Origin of the sequence: Lactococcus cremoris subsp. cremoris KW2 (assembly GCF_000468955.1) — a bacterium.
GTDB lineage: Bacteria > Bacillota > Bacilli > Lactobacillales > Streptococcaceae > Lactococcus > Lactococcus cremoris.
Genome location: NC_022369.1, coordinates 2,308,604 through 2,333,141 on the forward strand (window position 1 = coordinate 2,308,604; position 24,538 = coordinate 2,333,141).

A 24,538-nucleotide genomic window follows, 5' to 3' on the forward strand; every position below is an offset into this window, starting at 1 on the left:
GGCTGACACTTTAGCGACATTGCCAAAACGGACAGCGCAGTGAAACGAAGATAGGAAAATGCGGTTCTGTGCAAGGCACAGGTTCCATTTTCTCTATCTACGCCACTACGTGGCTACGCTGTCCATTCGCTCTAAGCAACTAAAGTTGCAAGGCGAATCGCATTTTCACTCACTTCAAGGAGGGTGAACTCAATTATTAATTAAAATGTTTTTGTTCCAAAATCTGGAACGTCATGGAAATCTTTACCATTTTTGTAGTTTTCAAATTTTCCTTGCAAAAATTGGTAAGCGTCTAAACGACTTTCATAGCGAATAGCAGCTTCTTTCGCTTCTTTTTTACCATCTTCTGTGGCAATTTTTTCAGCAGCTTTCATGGCAAGTTCAGAAATTTGAACTTGTTGGTCTACCCATTCTTGAAAATCTTTCAAAAAATTTTGTTCGTAAGTCATTTTTTCTCCTGTAAAATGTGAGCTCGACTGATTAGGAGGGTAAACTCACTTCTTTTAAAAATATTAGTATCTTTATCTTTTGGGTTTGATTAAATCATAGCTTTGCTCAACCATTTTGCACACTTGCTCATCAGCGACATCTCCACCAAGTAATACATCATTCCAATGTGTTTTATTCATATGAAAGGCTGGGTTGATATCTACAAAGAAATCTCGTAACTCTATTGAAATTTCTGGTTTTTGTTTAATGGCGATATTGACTCGTCCTTCTCGCTCCGAAATATAAGCAAAAGATTTTTTATTCTTTAAATGACGCATCACCACTGTCGGTTGCCCCGTCTCCATTTTAGCAAAAGGAGTATCCGCAAAAGTTGGACCAAGAGATAAGCAAAAATCAATCAATTCTTTTTTATTCATTTATTCTGCCTCCAACTTCTAGTTGGTAAGCAAAACGTTCGCCTTCAAACTGAACAAGCCCTCGTTTTACAAAGCCTTCACGTTCAAAAACATGTTGCATCAGTTTATTGACTGGGTGTGTATCTAGGCGAAAATCTGAGTATCCTTTAGATAACATTAAAGTAAAAATATTTGAAAATAAATATCTCGTCAGTGATTGTCCACGAAATTCATTAGACAGAGCAATTCGATGAATAGTGACATAATCAAGATTTTGATTTGACCAAGTTCCGTCAGTAATTTGGCTATAAGCCGGTTCTTCACCTGTAATAATGGCACAATAACCTGCTATTTTTTCATCAACTAATAAGACATAAGCCTGTTCTTTAGCAAAATCCTCTTCAATATCAAGAACTGCTGGATAAGCATTTTGCCATTGGTCACTCCCAGAAGCGGCCAAAAAAGCTCTCGCTTCTTCAATAATTTTCATAATTGCAAGCAAATCTTTAGGGCCAGCTTTTCTCATATATATCATATCAAACCTCGGATTTTTTCTATTTTATCATAAAAATAACTAATGACAGAACCGCCAGATTTTACTGACGGTCCCTTTTTATTGACAGTATTCATCAACTTTACTATTAAATCTCTTATCTGTCAGTAAATTGCGCCTTAACCAATCCTATTTTATTGACAGAAATCAGTAAATCTCACTTCTTTAGATATCATAAAACACTAGTCTAATGAAATTTCTGGATTTTCCTTAGTCACTAAAAGTACCTGAGCAGTTCCACCTAAATATTTTTCACTCAATTCGGCTAATTTTTGAGTCGCAGCTTCTAAAACATCCCCACGTTCTGGGTCAACAGACTCAATAATCAAAAAAGCATTTTTTGTGTGTTCTGTCAGCATTGTTCTTTGCCCATCTCGCCAGTTCCAAGAGCGACAAACCGCCCCTTCATCATCAAGATAGCAGATTTCACCAGGCAAAGCATTATCAGCTTCATCATCACCTAAAGCCAAAAAATGTTCGCCACCAACAGCTTTTGTCAGTCGCAAATTTCCTGCAAAGGTATCAATATCTTCACCACCAGCAGGCAACCCATAGTTCAAGCTGATACTATTGTAAATATCAACCAAAGGATTGATGGAACCTACAGCTTTTCCTTTATCTACTCGTTTAAGTAGATTTTCAATCGAACTTCTAGCCCCTTTTTTTGTTTTAAATTGTTGATAAGCTTTGCGCCAAACAGAGACTACAGGATTTTCGCTAAAAACAGCTGCACCAAGAAATTGCTCTGCATTTTCATTTGCTTCATCAAGATTTTTTTTGATTTCAGTACTTGATTCCATACTATTATCAATATTTTTGGCTAAAACAATTCCGATTTGAGTTTCAGGAAAAAGTTCCCAAAATTCAGGTTCAACAATAAATTTTTTCATTTTTTCTCTCATTTTTCCTAAAAATTACTGACGAAAATTTCTCCTCAAATAAATGAATTTATAGCCAAATAGCCATTCTGTCAGTAAATTTCTCAGTATTTACCATATTTTTGCGGACGACGTCCACGTTTTTTACCTTTAGCAAATGCTTCTGCTTTACGTTCTTCTTCCAAATGTTCAAATTTCACAATTTTCAAAGGTTCATCGCGTTTTGTCAATTTAACAACTGCTTCAGTCCGCGCTGTATGTGGGAACATATCCACTGATTGAATGTATTCTACTTTGTAATAATTGGCCAAAACGACTAAATCTTTTGCTAAAGTTGATACGTTACAGCTGACATAAACCATTTTTTCCGGTGGGAATTTAGTAATTGTTTCAAGCAAGGCATCATCAAGACCAGTACGTGGTGGGTCAACAATCATGGCAGTCGCACGGTGACCAGATTTATTCCAGTTTGGAATAATACGTTCAGCTTTACCAATTTCATAGTGGCAGTTTTTAAGACCCAAACGTTTAGCATTTTCACGCGCATCAAAGATTGATTCTGGTGTAATATCCATTCCGTGAACCGATTTGACTTTTTTGGCAACTGCAAAACCAATCGTCCCAACACCACAGTAAGCATCGATGACACGGTCATCTTTTTTAGGATTCAAAGCCTTAACTGCTTCACCATAAAGTACATTTGCTTGCTCAGAATTCAATTGATAGAAAGCACGAGGACTTAATTCAAACTCATAATCCAAGACCCCTTCGGTAATTGTTTCTTTTTCATTGAACAAAACTTGTGTGCGTTCGCCATAGATTTCACTGGTTTTTCTTGGGTGGAAATTGACCGCAACCGTCACAATTTCTTCAAATTCTTCTGTCAGTGCTGACAACATTTTGTCAAATTTAACAAAAGAATTTTTTTGACGTTTTGAAGCTTCTTCACGTAATTCAGGCCAAACTTGACCGTCCAAAATAATTGGTGTTGAAGTCACAAAAATAATTTGTACTTCGCCTGTTTTTTGGGAACGACGAACCATGACCGTACGAATTCCGCCAATTTTACGCTCATCATAAACTGGCAAATCAAATTTTTCAATCAAACGACAAATGTGATTGATAATCTCTTGGGTTTTCGGATCTTGAACCAAACAGTTATCTAGGTTTACCAAGTGATGTGTTCCTTCTTGATAAAGTCCAGCAATTACCGTTCCATCATTCAAACGACGTACTTGGAACTGGAGCTTGTTACGATATCCAAGCGTATTTTCCATTCCCAAAGTCGCGCGCAATTCATAATTACGCCATCCTGCTGGTTTGTATTTTTCCAAAGCTTGACGCATAACATCCCGTTTGAATTCCAATTGCATTGGATAAGAAAGATGCATGATGTGAGATTGACTCATTTCATGATAAGCTCTATCCTGCGGTTTCACACGATTTGGTGATTTTTCAATAATCTTAACCAATTTTGCGCGACTGAAATTTCTAGCATTTTCAGTAATTTCAACTAACACTTCTTCACCAGGAAGCGCATAAGGAATAAAGACAAGTCGTCCTGAAATGACACCAATCCCTTCACCATTTATCCCCATTCGCTCGATTTCGAGTTGAAGTTTCTGTCCTATTTTTAAATTTATCATTCGTTAATTATTTTCCCTCTAGTTCGTCAATTAATGACCATTTTCAATCCATTATAAAAAATCAGCAATAAAGGATTGTGTGATACACTATTATAACATTTCACAATTTCTTTTTGTAGTCTTTTTCTACTTGAATTCTAAAAGATTTAAAGATATCTTTTTTTATTTATCAATATTAATCTTCAAATAAAAAGCCTGACCCTGTCAGACCTTTTATTTTTCTATAATTATTGTTTTTTACGTTTAAATAGAATAGCAAGTGGTGAAGCAATCACCGCCATAATTCCCAATAAGGTCAAAACAATCTGTGATTTTTGACTATCTCCGGTACTTGGGAGAATATCTTTTGTTTTATTATCTTTTACAGCTTTAGCTGTTGGGGTTTTTGGTTGATTATCAGATGGTTTACTTGGCTTTTCTGGAAGAACTGGTGGCACAATGATTCCCGCAGGAACTTTATGATAAACAACAGTTTTTTCAATATCCGCTGTATCTACCGTAATTCCTGTCATTTCATCAATCTTAAGTTGACTCGCAATGTAATCTTTAATGATTGGTGAAAGAACCGCAGCAAATCTTCCGCCATTGTCAGCTGTCCAATCACTATAAGTTTTCTCTCCAGTTACTTTGTCAGTAGTAATTGTTCGACTAAAGACAATTGTTGCCTTATAGTTGTCAGCTGCCTTATCTCCATTATCATATACATAATGAATGACTTCATTAACTGATTTATTTTCAGTTTCAACTACTGTACCATGTTTTAATCTCACAACATAATGTTGAGGGTCATCAGCGAATTTAGTTCCATCTTCTGGATAATCACTAGAAACCAATTCGTAACCCTTATCTGTGTAAGATTTAATCGTATCAACCGTTGTATAGTTTGAAGAATCTCCAGTTCCGCCTGACAAATCTTTTGTAGATAACACTTTCCCAGTTGTTTCATCAATATAAGTCACATCAATCGTTCCTTGATTTCTTGTATAAGAAACCGTTACTGAAATATCTGCTGTATCAGAAGTGATTCCTGTCATTTCTGATACTTTAAGTTGGTCAGCTGTATAACCTTTGAGCACTGGCGAAACGACTTCGGAAAAGCTGTCAGCATTGTCAGCCGTCCAGTCGCTATAAGTTTTCTCTTTTGTTACTTTGTCAGTACTTATTGTTCGACTAAATCCAAGAGTAGCAGTATGATCCTCTGCTGCCTTATCTCCAGTATCTTTATAAACATAATGAATCACTTGATTGACAGCTTTTTTGTCAGTTTCATTTGTTATACCATGTTTCAATTTCACGGTATAATGTTGTGCTTCATCAGTAAAGATTGTCCCGCCATCTGGATAATCACTTGAAACTAATTCGTAACCTTTATCTGTGTAAGATTTAATATCGTCAGCTGTTGTATAATTTGACGGATCATCCGTTCCACCAGACAAATCTTTTTTAGTCAGAACTTGACCTGTCGTTTCATCAATATAAGTGACATCAATCGTTCCTTGATTACGTTTATAGATTACTTTTTTCTCAATATCTGTCGTATCTGCTGTAACACCCGTTACTTCATCAATTTGAGCTTGGTCTGGTGTTTCACCTTTGATAACTGGTGAAACTACTTTAGCAAAACTATTACCATTTTCCGCTTGCCATTCTCCGTATGTTTTTTCACCCGTTACTTGATTCGTTGTTACCGTTCTTGTGAAATTCAGCGGTGTCGCTTTATAGTCCTCTGCAGCCTTAGTTCCATCTTCATAGACATAATGAATTGTTTCATTCACTTGTTTTTGTTCCGAACTTACAACTGATTTTTGTATTAAATAAACTACATAATGCTGAGGAGTATCCGTAAATACTGCTCCTTGACTCGGATAATCATCAGAAACTAATTCATATCCTTTATCCGTGTAAGATTTAATATCAGCACCTGTTGTATAATTCGCAGGGTCATTAGTTCCACCAGACAAATCTTTCTTCGTCAAAACTTGCCCTGTTGTCTGATCAATGTAGGTTACATCAATCGTTCCTTGATTTCTTGTATAAACATAATTTACAGTTTGATCATTAACCGTATAGTTTCCTGCTTGTGCTGCTCCATTTGATGATTGATAAGTATATCCTGGAATATTTTTTTGCTCTGTCGTGTAAGCTGTTGTAATGTCTCCACTTGTTGTTACTGACGGAGCAATCGTATTTCCTTGATCGTCAACATAGTTAGCAATTACTGAACCTTGAGCAACCGTATAAGTAAACTCAACATTACGAAGTTGTTGTAAGTTCATATTGGCACCAGTTGACGCGGCAATTGAAAATGACATGGCCTGATTCGTTCCAACAAAAGCTGAAACGTCTTGTGTCCAAGATTGTGTTCCATAGGTGATCAACATCGTTTTAGTCGCACCAATATAAGTCATTTTAAAATCGACGAAATTATTATTTGTTGGTTGTGGAATCTCTTGAGAACCCGCAGCAATGGTTTTAGCCTGTCCATCTAAACCATTGACAAAGGCACCAAAAGCAAGTCCGCTCGCATATTGTGATGGGTCTTGCGTAAAACTTGGGTCATTAAAACCATTATAATAAGTGTCAAGCTTGAAACCGAAAGCTCCTTTTACCCCACCAATACCGGCAGCTCCACCAGGTGCACCTACGACACTCGTATCCCCTGGATGAAAAAGGAAACCAACCCCATCAGCTCCACCCCTGTTTTGAGCCTTATTTCCTAAGTTAATCTTCCCGGTAAAAGTAAAGTTTTGTGACATGTCAACTTTGGTCATCAAAGTAACATTTCCCGCTTGGCTTCCTTTGTCAGGCGTCAAAGTTTGAGTATAAGTTGATAAATCATAATTAAACCCAGCTGCTGACCCATTTCTTTGGAAATAAGTTAAAAAGTTGGTTGGATATACAGTCACTTCTCTAGAAGTTGCTGCATAAACCTTTTGTATTTTAAAAACATCAGGCGAATGTGTTAGAACAACTCCACCACCAGCAAGAATCGTTAAGGTTCCCATGGTTAATAAAGCACTTGATTTTTTTTTCATTAGTTCGTCTCCGTCATAATTGTAGGTTATTTGTTATAATTTTACTACAAAAAAGGACGGATATCGGATATTTTGTCTTGAAAATATTACATCAAGTCAAGACATCATTTATAAAAAATTAAAAAAGCCTAGTCATATCAAGTCTAAGCAAAGTTTTAACGATAATTTTACAAAAACAATCATCTTTTACAAACAGGTTTATATACTACATTTTTTCATATAACTTATCAAATAGAAAAAAATCAGTCTCTTATCTTATTTTTTGTCACATTTTTGTCGTTTGATTCGTCAGTGACAAATTCCTAAGATTTTCGTATATAATAAAGATATGGGAAAAATCACAGCAATAAAAAAATTAAAACGACTCTACCGTGTCGATCTCTCTGATCTAGATGAAGAAAAAATCTACCTCTGTGAAGATACAATCATCCATTTTTTTATCACGATTGATAAAGAAGTTAGTGAGACTGATTTAGAGGAAATTCTAGCGTATGATCAGTTTGCTCAAGGGAAGTCCTTAGCCTTGTACTACATTTCATTTAAAATGCGTACGGGCGCTGAAGTAAGAAAATACCTACTAGAACATGACATCAATGATACTGACCAAATTGAACAAGTATTATCAGTACTTACAGAAAATAATCTAATTAATGACAAGTCCTATGCTGAAAATTTTATTGAAGGTAAGATTTCAATGGGAAGTAGCGGCCCCTATCAAATTAAACAAAAATTACTGACCAAAGGAATTAGTAATGATGTCCTGTCCGAAGCCCTCAACGAAATTTATAGCGAAGAAAAACAGATTGATGTCGCTTATAAACTTGCTAGCAAATTATCCAGAACCTATGGAACCAGATTAACACTAAAACAACTAAAAGATAAAATCATCCAAAATTTAATGAATAAAGGTTTTTCTTACTCTGTTTCTTCCATCGCACTTGACTCTCTTGAATTAGAAGCGGATGAGGAAAATGAAATGGACCTTCTCTATTCAGAGCTTGATAAAGTTGCCAAACGTTACACCAAAAATTATGAAGGATATGAGCGTAAGCAAAAAATTACCCAAGCCTTAGCTCGAAAAGGTTTTTCCTATGATGACATTAGTAGCGCATTGCGTGATTACACATTCCCAGAATAAAAAAAACAGCCCTTAGGGGCTTTTTAAGTTATCGAGAAATAAGTAGCCAAGAACACAAAAAAAGGAGCCTTAGCTCCTTTAGTTCACTTGGCCACTCGCATATCTCCCAGGGGGCAACCCCCAAGTACTTCCGCCGTAGATGGACTTAACTTCTGTGTTCGACATGGGAACAGGTGTATCTCCATCGCAATGATGACCAAATCATTAAATGTTACTTTGAACATTCAAAACTAAATAACAATTCTTCTAACTTCTAAACCATAAGCATTTTATATTTGACTCTTTTGGTAAAGTCCTCGAGCGATTAGTACTGGTCCGCTCCAAGTCTCGCAACTCTTCCACTTCCAGCCTATCTACCAGATCATCTCTCTGGGCTCTTAATTCTTACGAATGGGTAATCTCATCTTGAGGTGGGCTTCGCACTTAGATGCTTTCAGCGCTTATCCCTTCCCTACATAGCTATCCAGCCGTGCTCCTGGCGGAACAACTGGTACACCAGCGGTAAGTCCATCCCGGTCCTCTCGTACTAAGGACAGATCCTCTCAAATTACCTACGCCCGCGACGGATAGGGACCGAACTGTCTCACGACGTTCTGAACCCAGCTCGCGTGCCGCTTTAATGGGCGAACAGCCCAACCCTTGGGACCGACTACAGCCCCAGGATGCGACGAGCCGACATCGAGGTGCCAAACCTCCCCGTCGATGTGAACTCTTGGGGGAGATAAGCCTGTTATCCCCAGGGTAGCTTTTATCCGTTGAGCGATGGCCCTTCCATGCGGTACCACCGGATCACTAAGTCCTAGTTTCCTACCTGCTCGAGTTGTAGCTCTCGCAGTCAAGCTGGCTTTTACCTTTACACTCTACGATTGATTTCCAACCAATCTGAGCCAACCTTTGAGCGCCTCCGTTACTCTTTAGGAGGCGACCGCCCCAGTCAAACTGTCCGTCAGACACTGTCTCCCTGGCCGATTATGCCAGCGGGTTAGAGTAACCATAAGTCAAGGGTAGTATCCCAACAACGCCTCAATAGAAACTAGCGTCCCTATTTCAATGGCTCCTACCTATCCTGTACATGACTTACAGGTACTCAATATCAAACTACAGTAAAGCTCCATGGGGTCTTTCCGTCCTGTCGCGGGTAACCTGCATCTTCACAGGTACTAAAATTTCACCGAGTCTCTCGTTGAGACAGTGCCCAAATCATTACGCCTTTCGTGCGGGTCGGAACTTACCCGACAAGGAATTTCGCTACCTTAGGACCGTTATAGTTACGGCCGCCGTTTACTGGGGCTTCAATTCATACCTTCGACTTACGTCTAAGCACTCCTCTTAACCTTCCAGCACCGGGCAGGCGTCACCCCCTATACATCACCTTGCGGTTTAGCAGAGAGCTGTGTTTTTGATAAACAGTTGCTTGGGCCTATTCACTGCGGCTGGCTTTTACACCAGCACCCCTTCTCCCGAAGTTACGGGGCTATTTTGCCGAGTTCCTTAACGAGAGTTCTCTCGATCACCTGAGGCTACTCGCCTCGACTACCTGTGTCGGTTTGCGGTACGGGTAGATATGACTTTACGCTAGAAGCTTTTCTTGGCAGTGTGACATCAGAGAGTTCGCAACCGTAGTTGCTTCCCCATCACAGCTCAATGTTAGAGAGAAATGCATTTGACACATCTCACACCTCACTGCTTAGACCAGAATCCATTAACTGGCATCTCTTAGCCTACTGCGTCCCTCCATCACGATCATATCTAGTACTGGAATATCAACCAGTTGTCCATCGACTACGCCTTTCGGCCTCGCCTTAGGTCCCGACTAACCCAGGGCGGACGAGCCTTCCCCTGGAAACCTTAGTCTTACGGTGGATAAGATTCTCACTTATCTTGCGCTACTCATACCGGCATTCTCACTTCTTAACGCTCCAGCACTCCTCACGGTATACCTTCATCGCGGTTAAGAACGCTCTCCTACCATTGATAAAATATCAATCCAAAGCTTCGGTAATATGTTTAGCCCCGGTACATTTTCGGCGCAGGGTCACTCGACTAGTGAGCTATTACGCACTCTTTGAATGATAGCTGCTTCTGAGCTAACATCCTAGTTGTCTGTGCAACCCCACATCCTTTTCCACTTAACATATATTTTGGGACCTTAGCTGTTGGTCTGGGCTGTTTCCCTTTCGACTACGGATCTTAGCACTCGCAGTCTGACTGCCGAACATGTGTATTAGCATTCGGAGTTTATCTGAGATTGGTAATCCTAGACGGACCCCTCACCCAAACAGTGCTCTACCTCCAATACACTTACATTTCGACGCTAGCCCTAAAGCTATTTCGGAGAGAACCAGCTATCTCCCAGTTCGTTTGGAATTTCTCCGCTATCCACAAGTCATCCAAACACTTTTCAACGTGTCCTGGTTCGGGCCTCCAGTGCGTCTTACCACACCTTCACCCTGCTCATGGATAGGTCACTAGGTTTCGGGTCTACATCATGATACTAAGTCGCCCTATTCAGACTCGGTTTCCCTACGGCTCCGTCTCTTCAACTTAACCTCGCATCATAACGTAACTCGCCGGTTCATTCTACAAAAGGCACGCTCTCACCCATTAACGGGCTCGAACTTCTTGTAGGCACACGGTTTCAGGTGCTATTTCACTCCCCTCTCGGGGTTCTTTTCACCTTTCCCTCACGGTACTGGTTCACTATCGGTCACTAAGGAGTATTTAGGGTTGGGAGATGGTCCTCCCGGATTCAAACTGGATTTCGCGTGTCCAGCCCTACTCAGGATACTGCTAGGTATAAGCGCTATTTCGTCTACGGGATTATTACCCTCTTTGATTAACCTTCCCAGGTTATTCGACTATAATGCTTAAGTCCACGTTGCAGTCCTACAACCCCAAGAAGCAAGCTTCTTGGTTTGCCCTTCTTCGCGTTCGCTCGCCGCTACTTACGAAATCGTTTTTACTTTCTCTTCCTGCAGGTACTTAGATGTTTCAGTTCTCTGCGTTACCTTTACATGAGCTATGTATTCACTCATGAATAACTGCTAGTAGCAGCTGGGTTTCCCCATTCGGAGACCTAGGGATCAATGCGTACTTACTGCTCCCCCTAGAATATCGTCGTTAGTCACGTCCTTCATCGGCTCTTAGTGCCAAGGCATCCACCGTGCGCCCTTATTAACTTTGCCATGATGATTTATAATCATCGTTTTTCAAGTATAAGTTTGTAAATTCTTTAAAATTCACAGCTTTTGGTTTATTTATCGTTATTAGATATTGTTATTTAGTTTTCAATGTTCAAGTGATTTTAACGTCTTGTCTGACAATGGAGCCTAGCGGGATCGAACCGCTGACCTCCTGCGTGCAAAGCAGGCGCTCTCCCAGCTGAGCTAAGGCCCCACAATCAAGAATTTGATTCTTGCTTAGGTTTATGACTAAACCCCTCAAAACTGAATAAAGTTGAATGCTCACGTCTTTGTATATATTCCTTAGAAAGGAGGTGATCCAGCCGCACCTTCCGATACGGCTACCTTGTTACGACTTCACCCCAGTCATCGGTCTTACCTTAGGAAGCGCCCTCCTTGCGGTTAGGCAACCTACTTCGGGTACTCCCAACTCCCGTGGTGTGACGGGCGGTGTGTACAAGGCCCGGGAACGTATTCACCGCGGCGTGCTGATCCGCGATTACTAGCGATTCCGACTTCATGTAGGCGAGTTGCAGCCTACAATCCGAACTGAGAATGGTTTTAAGAGATTAGCTAAACATCACTGTCTCGCGACTCGTTGTACCATCCATTGTAGCACGTGTGTAGCCCAGGTCATAAGGGGCATGATGATTTGACGTCATCCCCACCTTCCTCCGGTTTATCACCGGCAGTCTCGTTAGAGTGCCCAACTTAATGATGGCAACTAACAATAGGGGTTGCGCTCGTTGCGGGACTTAACCCAACATCTCACGACACGAGCTGACGACAACCATGCACCACCTGTATCCCGTGTCCCGAAGGAACTTCCTATCTCTAGGAATAGCACGAGTATGTCAAGACCTGGTAAGGTTCTTCGCGTTGCTTCGAATTAAACCACATGCTCCACCGCTTGTGCGGGCCCCCGTCAATTCCTTTGAGTTTCAACCTTGCGGTCGTACTCCCCAGGCGGAGTGCTTATTGCGTTAGCTGCGATACAGAGAACTTATAGCTCCCTACATCTAGCACTCATCGTTTACGGCGTGGACTACCAGGGTATCTAATCCTGTTTGCTCCCCACGCTTTCGAGCCTCAGTGTCAGTTACAGGCCAGAGAGCCGCTTTCGCCACCGGTGTTCCTCCATATATCTACGCATTTCACCGCTACACATGGAATTCCACTCTCCTCTCCTGCACTCAAGTCTACCAGTTTCCAATGCATACAATGGTTGAGCCACTGCCTTTTACACCAGACTTAATAAACCACCTGCGCTCGCTTTACGCCCAATAAATCCGGACAACGCTCGGGACCTACGTATTACCGCGGCTGCTGGCACGTAGTTAGCCGTCCCTTTCTGGGTAGTTACCGTCACTTGATGAGCTTTCCACTCTCACCAACGTTCTTCTCTACCAACAGAGTTTTACGATCCGAAAACCTTCTTCACTCACGCGGCGTTGCTCGGTCAGACTTTCGTCCATTGCCGAAGATTCCCTACTGCTGCCTCCCGTAGGAGTTTGGGCCGTGTCTCAGTCCCAATGTGGCCGATCACCCTCTCAGGTCGGCTATGTATCATCGCCTTGGTGAGCCTTTACCTCACCAACTAGCTAATACAACGCGGGATCATCTTTGAGTGATGCAATTGCATCTTTCAAACTTAAAACTTGTGTTTAAAGTTGTTATGCGGTATTAGCATTCGTTTCCAAATGTTGTCCCCCGCTCAAAGGCAGATTCCCCACGCGTTACTCACCCGTTCGCTGCTCTTCAAATTGGTGCAAGCACCAATCTTCATCGCTCAACTTGCATGTATTAGGCACGCCGCCAGCGTTCGTCCTGAGCCAGGATCAAACTCTCAAATAAAGTATTTAAGTCACCGAAGTGACTGGCTTGTCTTTCATTATTGATTGACAGATTTTTGATGTATTGCTACATCACATGAGTCATTCTTCTTTATTCAGTTTTCAATGGTCTAGCTTGTCGCGCTTCAACGCTCGTCTCTCGCGACAACTATTATATTCTATCAAACCTATCTCGCCCTGTCAAGAATTTAATGTGGCTTTTTAGGATTTCTTTTACTTTTGTTCGCTTTTAACGAACTTTGATAGCGTTTTATCGTGTGCTACCACTGACTTAGAGAAAATAAAAAAAATAAGTCAAAAAATGACTTATTTTTTTTATCAGTGAATCCAAATACTCATCAACATTACCATTCCTAAACCTACTACTGCGATAATTGTTTCTAAGACTGTCCATGTTTTTAAGGTTTGTTTCACATCTAAATCAAAATACTCTTTAAACATCCAGAATCCAGCATCATTAACATGTGAAGCTGCAATTGAACCGGCACCTATTGCCAAAACCATCAAAGCTGCTGTATTTGGAGATGCTGTAGCAAGCATTGGTTGAACTAGACCTGCTGCTGTTAGGGCAGCAACTGTTGCTGATCCCAATGCAACCCTTAAGATAACTGTGATAATCCAAGCAAGCAATAAAGGAGAAAGGGGTGAATCTTTAAACATATTAGCGATTTGAACTGAGATTCCACCATCAATAAGAATTTGTTTGAGCGCTGCTCCTCCACCAATGACTAATAAAAGCATGGCAATTGATTTAACTGAATCCGCAATTGAAGAAGCAATTTCAGAATTTTTCTTACGGCGCATCCAACCCATAGTGACTAAGGCAAAGAGTAAAGAAATAATCATTGCTGACACTGGATTTCCGATGAACATCATCACATTTTCAACAATACTTGAAGGATAAGTCGTCGTTGTAACTACTTTACCAGCTTTCATCGCACTTGTCGTTACTGCGGCAAAGGGTTTCCCATCATTAGTCGCAATAGAATAAACTGTACTAATTGCCATTAAAATTACTGGCATAAGAGCTGTCAAGATAGATATTCCAAAGCCTGGTGTTTCTTCAAGTTTCCACTCTTTTATTTCACCAAAAGCAGAGAGTTTATTTTTTACAACAAAAGCTTCTGGTACCCATTTTCTAGCAATTTTTGTGAAAACTGGACCGGCAATAATAACTGTAGGAATCGCCGCGATTATCCCGTAAAGTAGAACTGTCCCTGGATTTGCACCAAGTACACCTGCAATAGCAATAGGTGCTGGATGCGGTGGCAAGAAGCCATGCGTAACAGAAAGCCCTGCAGCCATTGGAATCCCAAGATAAATCAAAGGTACACTGGCTTCCAAGGCAACGGCAAAGACAATCGGAATCAATAGAACCATACCTACTTCAAAGAAGAGAGCAATCCCAATGATAAAACTGGCAACCATGATGGCCCATTGAATTCTCTTTTTACCAAAACTATTAATGAGAGTTTTGGAAATTCGGTAGGCACCGCCAGCGTCAGCAATTAAACGCCCAAGCATCGCACCAAAACCAAAGACGATTGCTAATTCTCCTAATGATCCTCCTATTCCGTTTTGGATGGAAACAGGAATTTGTCCTAGGGGCATCCCAAGACCCAACCCAACTAGAACCGCTACAACAATTAGTGATACAAAGGTGTTAATCTTAAATTTGATAATCATCAACAGAAGAATTAACACTCCAATTAAAAGTACAAGTAAATCAATCATTTGTTTTTTCCTTTCAAAAATCTTGAAGACATTGTGTAAACATCAGTTGCTTGCGCTTACAATTTGCATTTAAAATTTAACTCAATACTTGCTTTATCTTAAGTATAGTAGGTATTGAGTTTTTTAGAATCTAAATTTAGTCTTTTTCAAATTTTCTTTGAAAATTCGCGATATTTTCATATTCTGCTAAAAATGAGCGAGAAAGTCGGATAAAGATTGGACTTATTTCTCGATAAATACTGAAATTTTCTGGATTGGGTTGGTAAGTTTGGTTAGTCCCTACCATCTTTTCAATTTCACTAATGTCGTCAATGAGCCCTAATGCTTTCTCAGCCATAATAACTGCTGCTAAACAACCCGCTTCTCGACTTTCAGGAACATTAATCGGTTGTTCAAAGATATCTGCAAGAATTTGTGTCCATAATTCAGAACTTGTGAATCCTCCTGTTGCTTGAATCATGTTGAGGTCACCCACTACTTCAACAAGACTAAGAGCAACCATATAGATATTAAAAATAACTCCTTCAAGAACGCTACGCGCCATGTGACTTCGGTTATGACCATAATTCAAGCCAAAAAATGAACCTCTGGCATTAGCATCCCAAATCGGTGCCCGTTCCCCACCAAGGTAAGGATGGAAAAGCAGACCGTCAGCTCCTGGTGAAATGTTTGCTGCAAGCTCAGTGACTTCATCAAAAGTAATTTTTCCATCAAAAATCTGGTCACGAGCCCATCGGAAAACGTCACCACCAGAATTAACTGGACCACCCACTACCCAATGCTCTCTATCTAAAGCATATGTAAAGGTACGTCCTTTTTCATCTGTTTTTGGTCTATCGGTCACCACTCGAATGGCCCCAGATGTTCCAATAGTTATGGCTGCAACGCCCGGTTTGATGGCATTGACTCCTAAGTTTGATAAAGGTCCGTCAGCTGCTCCCCAAATAAATTTGGTGCTACTTTGAATCCCCATTTTTTTTGCATATTCGTGCGGAAGATTTTCTTCAATTTCATAAGGCTCAACCACGTTTGGCATCTGACTTTCCTTAATCCCAGTCATTTCCAATGCTTCTTTATCCCACTGAAGTTCAAAAATATTGAAAACACCGGTTCCTGTTGCCGTTGATAAGTCAATTTTATTAGTTCCAAAAAGTCGCTGAAAAATGTAACCTTTCAACTCCAAATAATGAGCTGCTTTTTGATAGATACTTGGGTATTCCGCTTGTAACCACATAAATTTAGATAAAGGAGCCATCGGATGAAGAGGGGTTCCTGTTCTCCGATAAATATCGAATCCTTTTTTAGAGGCTTTGATTTGTTCTGTGTATTTCACAGCTCTCGTGTCTGCCCAAGTAATTAGTCTTGTAAGTGGTTGCCAATTTTCATCAAAAGCAATCAGTGAGTGCATTTGTGTACTAAAGGAAACTGCTAAGAGTTCGTCTTCGTCTTCTAAATTAATTGAAACTTCTCGAATGGTTACTAAGACTGCTTCAAAAATTTCTTCAAGTGATTCTTCTGCCATTCCACTAGCATCACGATGAAGAGGGTAGGCTTGACTACTACTTGCAATAATCTTACCATCTTTTTCAAAAAGCACTGCCTTGGTCGCCGTTGTCCCTAAATCTACGCCTATTAAATATTGCATTGGCGCTCCTTTTCTTCTATATATATTTGCTGACAGGTCCAAGTTCAAATTATAAACTGGAACTTACCACCCAAGAAACTTAAGCACTTAAACGCCTATCTTCTATGAAATTTCTGTCAGTTGATTATTTTGTTACTGACGTCGATAAGAGCCTTATCGCCTGCTTCATTTCGGTAGATTTTAAGAAACCTAGTGCAATGAACAAGCCGTCAGAGGATAACCATACACAAAGCTTTTATGGACCTACTCAACTTTTCGTCAGTAACTTATTTTTGTTCTACTTCATGTCCACCAAAACCATTACGTAAAGCAGCAACGACTTTACCAGTCATTGTATCTTCTTGTAATGAGCGTTGGCGCATCATCAGGGATAAGGCGATAACCGGAGCCGGAACGCCTAAATCTAAACTTTCTTCAATGGTCCACTTTCCTTCTCCTGAGGATTGTACGCGGCCAATAATTTGGTCAAGTTTAGGGTCTTTTGAAAATTGATCTTGTGCAAGCTCCATCAACCAGCTTCGGATGACTGACCCGTGATTCCATAATTTTGCCACGGCTTCATAATCATAATCAAATGGTGATTGTTCTAAAATTTCAAAACCCTCAGCAATGGCTTGCATCATGCCATACTCGATTCCATTGTGAATCATCTTTAAGTAATGACCACTTCCAAGTTTTCCTGTATAAAGATAACCATTTTCTGTTGAAATTGCTTTGAAGATAGGCTCAATCACTGACCAAGAATTTTCATCGTCGCCACCTATCATAAAGTTGCCACCTTGACGAGCCCCAGCCATTCCACCAGAGGTTCCAACATCAAAAAATTTGATTCCTTTTTCTGTCAGTAATTTATTTTGTTCTAAGTTGTCTTTGTAATTAGAATTTCCACCATCAATAAGGATATCAGCTGCTGACAGCTTCTCTGATAGTAATTCAATTGTTGAATTTGTTGCTTTCCCAGCTGGAAGCATCAACCAAATAATTTTTGGCTCTGACAACTCTGTCAGTAATTCGTCAATGCTTTTAACTGCTGTAATTTTTTCTGAATAATTCCCAGCCTCTTCCACAGCCTCAGCATTAACATCGTAGGCTACAACTTCTATCTCGTGATCAACTGCATTTTTCACAAGATTCATTCCCATTTTCCCTAAACCAATCATACCAAATTTCATCACTTTTTCCTCCGTGGTATCGCTTTCTTTTTGCTAACTTTAGTATAAGTAATTTTTTTTCATTTGTCAACAATATTTTTTGTAAAATATTTTCTGATTTGTCAAAACAATTTCAAGTGACTAATTCGGAATTTCTTATAAATCAGGGAATCGTATTTATGGTATAAGTATCACTGCTTATAACACGCTAAAGCGTGAACGCGCAGACGGAAGTCGCCATAGGAACTTCCTAGATACCTTATTACTCACTCAGCGGAAAATTATCGTTTTCGCATTGTTCGGTCAAAGTAAGATGATAGCCAGTACACGAAATATTGTTTCGTGTTACTGGCTATGGTATAATGTAGTCAATTAGAAGGAGGCTTGATATGTCGCGTACTTTAATCAGCCGAATCCGAAGTTATTATGATAACCTCAGTAAATCAGACCAGGCAATTTCTGACTATTTAATCGCAAATATTGATAGCGCTGCGATGCTGTCAATTCAAGAATTTGCTCAGAAAACCCAAGTCTCAACCGCTACAATTTCCAGATTTTCCAAAAAAATCGGCTTTAATTCTTTCCAAGAATTGAAACTGGCCATTCACGCCACTGATTCAACGCGAGATGATGAATTTTTTAGCGAACTTTCACCTACTGATGATTATAAAGAAATACTGACAAAAAACTTCAACGGCAATATTTCATCACTAAATTCAACTTTAAATCTTATTAGCAACAGACAACTTGACCAAACAATGGAAATATTACTCAAAGCTAATACTTGTGGTTTTTTTGGTTTAGGTGGTTCAAACGCTGTCGCTTTGATTGCTTTTCATAAATTTTTGAGAATGCCTCTACACTGTGTCTATCATCAGGATTTCCATTTTCAACAAATGCAAGCCGCAAAATTGACAAGCGAAGATTGTGCTTTTGTGATTTCACATACAGGGAAAAACAAAGATACGATGCATTTGGTCGAAATTTTGAAAAGTCGGGGTGTGCCAATTATTGCACTAACCTCCTTTGCCAGCTCTCCTTTAGCAAAGGCTGCTGATGTGGCGCTCATTTCTATTTCTGAAGAAATTTCTTTCCGACCCGAGGCAGTGGCTTCGACCGTTTCTCAAATTAGTTTACTCGATGCTCTTTTCATGATGTATGGAATGAAAATGAAAGATGTTTCCGAGGGAACTTTATCTGAAATCCGAAAAGTAATTAGCGATTCACGTATTTCTTAGAATTTATCCATTTCATTTTAGAGAAAGGATGTGATTTTATGGCATTTTCTAACACTAGACGACGCTACGCAAGTTTTGATACCGTCGCGTCTATTCCTGGAGAAGTAATCGATGCTTTTTGGTTCATTATTGACCATCACTTAAAAGGCGTTTTTCCGATGGAAACCATTATTAATTTTGACTTAGTCAACTCTGATAATTTACTTTCGATTCGTTTCTCTCAAGATAATAGCCCAACCACTGTTCTAGTTGATTTTGGCTATCCATTTAATCCTGATTGGCCACTTCATTATCGAGCAGTGGACAATATGGGACGTGAAACAATCATGACTGCACGAGAAATGTAATGACAGAAAAGTCAATCCATCTGTCAGTAATTTCAAAAATAAAAAAACTGTCAAAATTACTGACAGTTTTTTTAAATTTCATAATAGACAATTTCTGGTGGCACCCCAAAACGAATGGGTAAGAAAGTCAAACCAATCCCACGGTTCACATATAATTTTGTCCGTTCATTCAGTTGATACAATCCACCATCAGCACTACTTGAACCCTTGTTATGTAGTCGCCAATTTCCAATCCGAATTTGTCCACCATGGCTATGCCCCGATAAAATCAAATCAAATTGATTGATTGTTTCCATATTTAAAACAGTATCAGGTTCATGAAGCGCTAAAAGCGAAAAAGACGCCTCAAGCGGATAAAGCTCCAAGTCGGGTTGCCCCTCACGCCAGTCATCAACACCGGAAACAGATAATGTCCTTTGAGCATTATCCACTAATACTGATCTATTTTTTAAAAGAGTAAATCCAGCTTTTTCTAAAAACTCTTCAACAAAGCCAGAAGATTTTTCATCATCAAAATCATGATTACCAAGTATCGCAAACTTTCCTAAAGGAGCGTTAAGCCCTGACAATATCACCAGTAACTCACTCCAATTCTTATCTTTTGCCCAAGCAACCTTATCAAACAAATCACCAGAAAAAATAATTAAGTCTGGTTTTTCGTCAGCAATATTTCGAGCAAATTTTATAAATCGTCGACTACTTGTATGCCAAGCAAAATGCGTATCGGTAAAATGAGCAATTTTTATATTTTGTTTTTGAGCGATTTTTACATGTCTTACTTTCATGACATGTGGTTCTATAAAAACACCATAAATTAACAAAATCAAGAGCAATGCTCCTATTATCAATCCAATCATTTGTCTATTCTATCATAAATTTACTGACAAAAACATAGCATTAATTAAAAAAACGCTGACAAAATCATTTGAGTAAAGTTGTCAGTAAATTTTGTATAAAAAAAGACTACCAAAGTAGTCTTTTCATTTATTAGTTTTGGTCTTCAGCTACGAATGGAAGCAAAGCCATTACGCGCGCGCGTTTGATTGCATTAACCACTTTACGTTGGTTTTTAGCAGATGTACCAGTTACGCGACGTGGCAAGATTTTACCACGTTCTGAGATGAAACGTTTCAAAAGTTCAGTGTCTTTGTAGTCAACGACTTCGATTTTGTTTGCAGCGATGAAGTCAACTTTTTTACGGCGTTTGAAGCCGCCACGACGTTGTTGTGCCATTTTATTTCTCCTTATATTATTTTTTAGATGTCTGTTTAAAGTTTTCTAGGTACGACGTTATTATGAAAAGCCGATTCTGCTTTTCATAATAACTAGTAAGAGGACTAGGAAATCCGCCATAGCGGTTTCCGTGAAATAATTAGGCGCTTTAGCGTCAACTATTTCGCCCTATTAGAATGGAAGGTCATCATCCGAGATTTCCATAGGTGAGCTACCAAATGGGTCAGCATCACGACCGAAATTCGGTGTTGCACTATTATTATTCGTTTGTGGACGTGGAGTATTATTTGTAGATTGGCTTGGTGCAGAATATGAACCGGCAGAAGCTCCGCCTCCCATACCATCGCGAGCAGATCTACTTTCCAACATTTGGAAACTATCAGCCACAACCTCAGTCACATAAACGCGTTGACCTTGTTGATTTTCATAATTACGTGTTTGAATTCGACCAGTTACACCGATCAAAGCTCCTTTTTTAGCCCAATTTGCCAAATTTTCAGCTTGTTGGCGCCAAATAACGCAGTTAATGAAATCAGCCTCACGTTCACCGTTAGCATTTTTAAATTGACGATTTACAGCCAATGAAAAAGTTGCAACAGCTTGATTTTGAGGGGTGTAACGAAGTTCAGGATCGCGAGTAATGCGTCCCACTAATACAACATTGTTAATCATAATGAACTTCTCCTTAGAAATAAAAGCTCTTAAGCTTCAACTTTAACGATCATATGACGAAGAATGTCAAGGTTGATCTTAGCAAGACGGTCAAATTCGCTCAAAGCTTCTGAAGTTGTTTCAGCTTCAAAAGTTGCGATGTGGTAGATACCTTCGCGGAAATCATTGATTTCGTAAGCAAGTTTGCGTTTTTCCCAGTCTTTAGACTCAAGATTTGCAGCTCCGTTTTCAGTCAAGATAGCATCGAAACGTTCAACGAGGGCAGTTTTTGCTTCTTCATCAATGTTTGGGCGAATAATATAAAGAATTTCGTATTTAGTCATTGATTTTTCCTCCTTTTGGACTAATGACGCAGGTTGAGTCCTGCGCAAGTTGTGAGTTTTTCCCACAGAGTTATATTCTATCACTTTTTTTTGTTTTTCGCAAGAATAGATTTAAAACTATTGGGCAGTAACTATTATCTATTTAAAAAGAAAAACAGCCTCCAGAAAATGGTTACTGTTATCTTTTTAACTTTTATCCTAAAAAGGCTTTAAAGGCTGCATAAATAAGGAGAACAATCCCTAGGACAATACGATATTTCCCAAAGAAAGTAAAATCATGTTTCTTCACGTAATCCGTCAAGAATTTAATAGCAACCATTGATACCCCAAAGGCAACCAGACAGGCAACCAGTAAGACGCCAAATTGCTCAAGATTTAAAGAGTTTCCATTTTTAAAGAAATGAAGAATTTTGATAAAACTTGCTCCAAACATGACTGGAATTCCTAGGAAAAAGGTAAATTCTGCAGCAACTTCACGACTTACTCCAATTAACAAGGCACCCACAATAGTCGCGCCAGAACGCGATGTCCCAGGAAGCAAAGACAGCACTTGGAATAAACCAATATAAAGGGCCGCACGATATGGCAAGCGGTCAATATCCATCACGGAAAATTCATGATTCGGTACCCAACGTCGTTCAATAACAATGAAGGCTACCCCATAGATAATTAACATAAAGGCAACCGGAACAAAGTGATAAAAATGCTTATCTAACCAATCATTAAGTGGCAATCCAATAATTGCTGCCGGTAAAGCGGCAATCAAAACTTTCAACCACAAACGCCAAGTTAATTGAATTTCACGTGGTGTCTTTTGTTTGTCAGCGGGATTTAACTTATTAAATGGATTCAACTTATGAAAATATAAAACAACGACCGACAAAATCGCTCCCAATTGAATCACAACATCAAACATTTCTTTAAAAGCAGCTGATTGATTAAGCCGAATGAACTCATCAGCGATAATCAAATGCCCCGTTGAAGAAATAGGTAACCACTCAGTGATCCCTTCAATAATACCTAAAATAATGGCACGAATAAAATCCATATTTTGCTCCTAGAAAATTTCAGTAAAAAGACTGATTTTTATCGACTGACAGAGCAGTCTTACTTTCTAAGTATATCATATAAAGGGGAATGAATAAACTTACAAAAAAACTGATTACTTGTAACTAATTTTACATTCTCATCCTTGACATCATTCCAAAATTGCGCTAGAATTACAACTAACACATCGATAGAGGTCGCAACTGATATGAATCTACGCCGAGTTGGAGCACAACGAAGACGCGTATTAGAGGGGGAGAAGTTGCCGAAAGAATTTTGACGCTCAGCAAAGTTCTTGGGCTAGTGAGGAAAACTCACTAGACTGTCGCAAATGGTTAAGAACCATGCGGAGGGCTATTCGTTCAAGAAAATTTTTAAAATTTTGTCGGACCTTTAGCAATCTATTCTATCTAGTAGGATTGCTTTTTTTGTTTTTCTCAGACTTTTCTAAACTAAACAGGAGTGAGGGTAAGTCTGAGTCTAACAAGTCGGTGTAGAATAAATTTTATTAGGGAGAGAATTTTGGAAAATTCTTCAAACTCAACTACTGAGACGCAAGTAAAACGCGGCTTAAAATCACGTCATGTATCCATGATTGCCCTTGGCGGAACAATCGGAACTGGTTTATTTCTGACTTCAGGTGATGTCATTCACACGGCAGGACCATTTGGGGCACTGACTGCCTATGTTCTTATCGGAGCAATGGTTTACTTCCTCATGACTTCACTTGGCGAAATGGCCACTTATCTACCAACGTCTGGTTCTTTTTCAGACTATGGAACACGTTATGTTGATCCAGCTTTTGGTTTTGCTCTAGGTTGGAATTATTGGTTAAACTGGGCAATTACAGTAGCAGTTGATTTAACCGCCGTTGCTCTTTGTATCAAATTCTGGTTACCTGATGTTCCAAGTTGGATTTTTTCACTGATTGCTTTGATTATCGTCTTTTCAATCAATGCCTTATCAGTAAAAACTTTTGGTGAAACAGAGTATTGGTTGTCAGCCATTAAAATTACCGTCGTTGTTTTATTCTTGATTATTGGCTTCCTATCTATTTTTGGAATTATGGGCGGACATATTGATGTCGCTAAAAACCTTTCAGTTGGTAATCATGGCTTTGTCGGAGGACTTGGTAGCTTCACGACTGGTGGAGGAATCCTTGGTGTTCTCTTAGTTGCTGGTTTCTCTTTCCAAGGAACAGAGCTACTCGGAATTACTGCTGGTGAAGCCGAAAATCCAGAAAAATCAATTCCCAAAGCCATGAACTCTATTTTCTGGCGTATCCTTGTCTTTTATATTTTATCTATATTTGTAATGGCAGCAATCATTCCATTCACAGACCCACATTTGGTTGGTGGTAATTCGGCAGCTCAAAGTCCGTTCACAATTGTATTTGAACGTGTTGGATTTTCTATCGCAGCCTCTATCATGAATGCTGTTGTTTTAACATCTGTTGTTTCTGCGGCCAATTCTGGAATGTACGCCTCTACTCGAATGCTTTATTCTTTGGCTAAAGATGGTGGTGCACCAAAAATCTTCTCAAAAACTTCTAAAAACGGGATTCCTTTCATCGCCTTGTTGGCAACAACCGCTGTTGCATTGCTCACATTCTTAACTTCAATTTATGGGGTCAGCTTCTTTACTTTCCTAGTCTCTGCTTCTGGTTTAACTGGTTTCATTGCTTGGATTGGAATTGCGATTAGCCATTTCCGCTTCCGTCGGGCTTATGTTGCTCAAGGAAAAGACGTGAAAAAACTTCCTTATCATGCTAAACTCTTCCCATTTGGTCCGATTTTAGCTCTCATTATGACCGTTTTAGTAACGTTAGGTCAAGACCCAATGTTATTGTTTGGAAAAACTTGGGTGCAAGGGGTGGTCATGTATGCCGCAATCCCACTCTTCTTTATTCTTTACTTAGGTTATAAATTTAAAAACAAGACAAAACTTATTCCGCTAAAAGATGTAGATTTAAGTCGTCATAAAGATTAAAAAAAGTCGCTCAATGAGCGGCTTTTTTA

The 24,538-nt window shown here is 39.5% G+C and carries 18 protein-coding genes, 1 tRNA gene, 3 rRNA genes and 1 riboswitch; of the genes, 4 read left to right on the forward strand and 18 right to left on the reverse strand.

Translation table 11 applies throughout. The features are described from left to right. Positions 1–200: 200 nt before the first annotated feature. The 6 genes from KW2_RS11110 to KW2_RS11135 all read right to left on the reverse strand — a co-directional run bounded on the left by KW2_RS11110 (position 201) and on the right by KW2_RS11135 (position 6,957). On the reverse strand, positions 201–449 hold the full coding sequence (locus KW2_RS11110; RefSeq protein WP_003132639.1) for a DUF1912 family protein: 249 nt from the start codon (positions 447–449) through the stop codon (positions 201–203). A gap of 72 nt (positions 450–521) precedes the next feature. After that, positions 522–866, reverse strand: coding sequence for an MmcQ/YjbR family DNA-binding protein (locus KW2_RS11115; protein WP_011677230.1), 345 nt, complete (start codon positions 864–866; stop codon positions 522–524). Next, a complete protein-coding gene (locus tag KW2_RS11120) occupies positions 859–1,380 on the reverse strand; it encodes a GNAT family N-acetyltransferase (protein ID WP_021037986.1) in 522 nt (173 codons plus the stop codon). The genes KW2_RS11115 and KW2_RS11120 overlap by 8 nt, the downstream gene beginning before the upstream one ends. Positions 1,381–1,580: 200 nt before the next feature. Next, positions 1,581–2,288, reverse strand: coding sequence for a B3/B4 domain-containing protein (locus KW2_RS11125; RefSeq protein WP_021037987.1), 708 nt, complete (start codon positions 2,286–2,288; stop codon positions 1,581–1,583). A 92-nt stretch (positions 2,289–2,380) separates the two neighbouring features. Further along, entirely contained in the window at positions 2,381–3,922 is a 1,542-nt protein-coding gene (rlmD, locus tag KW2_RS11130) for a 23S rRNA (uracil(1939)-C(5))-methyltransferase RlmD (protein WP_011677233.1), read from the reverse strand. Between the two features lie 227 nt (positions 3,923–4,149). Beyond that, positions 4,150–6,957, reverse strand: coding sequence for a mucin-binding protein (locus KW2_RS11135; protein WP_021037988.1), 2,808 nt, complete (start codon positions 6,955–6,957; stop codon positions 4,150–4,152). A 328-nt stretch (positions 6,958–7,285) separates the two neighbouring features. On the opposite strand from KW2_RS11135, the gene recX reads away from it, so the two are divergent. Continuing rightward, entirely contained in the window at positions 7,286–8,095 is an 810-nt protein-coding gene (gene recX, locus KW2_RS11140; protein ID WP_014573386.1) for a recombination regulator RecX, read from the forward strand. 85 nt (positions 8,096–8,180) lie between these two features. On the opposite strand, the gene rrf is transcribed toward recX, so the two are convergent. From rrf to gnd, 7 genes are all read right to left on the reverse strand, one after another. Continuing rightward, positions 8,181–8,296: ribosomal RNA gene (gene rrf, locus KW2_RS11145) — 5S ribosomal RNA — on the reverse strand. Positions 8,297–8,379: 83 nt separating this feature from the next. After that, positions 8,380–11,280, reverse strand: a 23S ribosomal RNA gene (locus KW2_RS11150). Between the two features lie 138 nt (positions 11,281–11,418). Next, positions 11,419–11,491: transfer RNA gene (locus KW2_RS11155), tRNA-Ala, on the reverse strand. Between the two features lie 93 nt (positions 11,492–11,584). After that, positions 11,585–13,131: ribosomal RNA gene (locus KW2_RS11160) — 16S ribosomal RNA — on the reverse strand. The 16S, 23S and 5S rRNA genes sit together here with 1 tRNA gene alongside, the layout of an rRNA operon. A gap of 317 nt (positions 13,132–13,448) precedes the next feature. Beyond that, the gene (locus KW2_RS11165; protein WP_015082957.1) at positions 13,449–14,864 is read right to left on the reverse strand and encodes a gluconate:H+ symporter; all 1,416 of its coding nucleotides are present in this window, start codon (positions 14,862–14,864) and stop codon (positions 13,449–13,451) included. 136 nt (positions 14,865–15,000) lie between these two features. After that, positions 15,001–16,509 (reverse strand): gluconokinase, encoded by a 1,509-nt coding sequence (gene gntK / locus KW2_RS11170; protein ID WP_021037989.1) that lies wholly within the window; start codon positions 16,507–16,509, stop codon positions 15,001–15,003. A 266-nt stretch (positions 16,510–16,775) separates the two neighbouring features. Then, positions 16,776–17,681: a phosphogluconate dehydrogenase (NAD(+)-dependent, decarboxylating) gene (gene gnd, locus KW2_RS11175; protein ID WP_021037990.1), complete on the reverse strand. Its 906-nt coding sequence runs from the start codon at positions 17,679–17,681 to the stop codon at positions 16,776–16,778. Positions 17,682–18,049: 368 nt separating this feature from the next. On the opposite strand from gnd, the gene KW2_RS11180 reads away from it, so the two are divergent. Then, positions 18,050–18,898 (forward strand): MurR/RpiR family transcriptional regulator, encoded by an 849-nt coding sequence (locus KW2_RS11180; protein ID WP_011677238.1) that lies wholly within the window; start codon positions 18,050–18,052, stop codon positions 18,896–18,898. A 38-nt stretch (positions 18,899–18,936) separates the two neighbouring features. Continuing rightward, positions 18,937–19,245 (forward strand): DUF960 domain-containing protein, encoded by a 309-nt coding sequence (locus tag KW2_RS11185; protein ID WP_011836103.1) that lies wholly within the window; start codon positions 18,937–18,939, stop codon positions 19,243–19,245. A 71-nt stretch (positions 19,246–19,316) separates the two neighbouring features. Here the strand turns inward: KW2_RS11185 and KW2_RS11190 are convergent, their stop codons facing one another. The 5 genes from KW2_RS11190 to KW2_RS11210 all read right to left on the reverse strand — a co-directional run bounded on the left by KW2_RS11190 (position 19,317) and on the right by KW2_RS11210 (position 22,521). Then, the gene (locus KW2_RS11190) at positions 19,317–20,102 is read right to left on the reverse strand and encodes a metallophosphoesterase (protein ID WP_041168666.1); all 786 of its coding nucleotides are present in this window, start codon (positions 20,100–20,102) and stop codon (positions 19,317–19,319) included. Positions 20,103–20,232: 130 nt separating this feature from the next. Further along, the gene (rpsR, locus tag KW2_RS11195) at positions 20,233–20,478 is read right to left on the reverse strand and encodes a 30S ribosomal protein S18 (protein WP_003131952.1); all 246 of its coding nucleotides are present in this window, start codon (positions 20,476–20,478) and stop codon (positions 20,233–20,235) included. A 171-nt stretch (positions 20,479–20,649) separates the two neighbouring features. Next, complete coding sequence (locus KW2_RS11200) at positions 20,650–21,150, reverse strand: single-stranded DNA-binding protein (RefSeq protein WP_011677241.1); 501 nt, start codon at positions 21,148–21,150, stop codon at positions 20,650–20,652. A 29-nt stretch (positions 21,151–21,179) separates the two neighbouring features. Next, positions 21,180–21,473 (reverse strand): 30S ribosomal protein S6, encoded by a 294-nt coding sequence (rpsF, locus tag KW2_RS11205; protein ID WP_011677242.1) that lies wholly within the window; start codon positions 21,471–21,473, stop codon positions 21,180–21,182. 193 nt (positions 21,474–21,666) lie between these two features. Beyond that, a complete protein-coding gene (locus KW2_RS11210) occupies positions 21,667–22,521 on the reverse strand; it encodes an undecaprenyl-diphosphate phosphatase (protein WP_021037992.1) in 855 nt (284 codons plus the stop codon). A gap of 182 nt (positions 22,522–22,703) precedes the next feature. Then, positions 22,704–22,885, forward strand: a riboswitch (Lysine riboswitch). Positions 22,886–23,042: 157 nt separating this feature from the next. On the opposite strand from KW2_RS11210, the gene KW2_RS11215 reads away from it, so the two are divergent. Then, a complete protein-coding gene (locus KW2_RS11215) occupies positions 23,043–24,509 on the forward strand; it encodes an amino acid permease (protein ID WP_011677244.1) in 1,467 nt (488 codons plus the stop codon). The last annotated feature ends 29 nt before the right edge of the window (positions 24,510–24,538 follow it).

Excerpts from the sequence above, each read along its gene's own strand:
- rlmD (WP_011677233.1), bottom strand. The coding sequence starts at position 3,922 with ATGATAAATTTAAAAATAGGACAGAAACTTCAACTCGAAATCGAGCGA.
- rpsF (WP_011677242.1), bottom strand. The coding sequence starts at position 21,473 with ATGACTAAATACGAAATTCTTTATATTATTCGCCCAAACATTGATGAA.
- KW2_RS11120 (WP_021037986.1), bottom strand. The coding sequence starts at position 1,380 with ATGATATATATGAGAAAAGCTGGCCCTAAAGATTTGCTTGCAATTATG.
- rpsR (WP_003131952.1), bottom strand. The coding sequence starts at position 20,478 with ATGGCACAACAACGTCGTGGCGGCTTCAAACGCCGTAAAAAAGTTGAC.
- KW2_RS11185 (WP_011836103.1), top strand. The coding sequence starts at position 18,937 with ATGGCATTTTCTAACACTAGACGACGCTACGCAAGTTTTGATACCGTC.
- recX (WP_014573386.1), top strand. The coding sequence starts at position 7,286 with ATGGGAAAAATCACAGCAATAAAAAAATTAAAACGACTCTACCGTGTC.
- KW2_RS11125 (WP_021037987.1), bottom strand. The coding sequence starts at position 2,288 with ATGAAAAAATTTATTGTTGAACCTGAATTTTGGGAACTTTTTCCTGAA.
- KW2_RS11210 (WP_021037992.1), bottom strand. The coding sequence starts at position 22,521 with ATGGATTTTATTCGTGCCATTATTTTAGGTATTATTGAAGGGATCACT.
- KW2_RS11180 (WP_011677238.1), top strand. The coding sequence starts at position 18,050 with ATGTCGCGTACTTTAATCAGCCGAATCCGAAGTTATTATGATAACCTC.
- KW2_RS11200 (WP_011677241.1), bottom strand. The coding sequence starts at position 21,150 with ATGATTAACAATGTTGTATTAGTGGGACGCATTACTCGCGATCCTGAA.
- KW2_RS11165 (WP_015082957.1), bottom strand. The coding sequence starts at position 14,864 with ATGATTGATTTACTTGTACTTTTAATTGGAGTGTTAATTCTTCTGTTG.
- KW2_RS11110 (WP_003132639.1), bottom strand. The coding sequence starts at position 449 with ATGACTTACGAACAAAATTTTTTGAAAGATTTTCAAGAATGGGTAGAC.
- KW2_RS11190 (WP_041168666.1), bottom strand. The coding sequence starts at position 20,102 with ATGATTGGATTGATAATAGGAGCATTGCTCTTGATTTTGTTAATTTAT.
- KW2_RS11135 (WP_021037988.1), bottom strand. The coding sequence starts at position 6,957 with ATGAAAAAAAAATCAAGTGCTTTATTAACCATGGGAACCTTAACGATT.
- KW2_RS11115 (WP_011677230.1), bottom strand. The coding sequence starts at position 866 with ATGAATAAAAAAGAATTGATTGATTTTTGCTTATCTCTTGGTCCAACT.
- gntK (WP_021037989.1), bottom strand. The coding sequence starts at position 16,509 with ATGCAATATTTAATAGGCGTAGATTTAGGGACAACGGCGACCAAGGCA.
- gnd (WP_021037990.1), bottom strand. The coding sequence starts at position 17,681 with ATGAAATTTGGTATGATTGGTTTAGGGAAAATGGGAATGAATCTTGTG.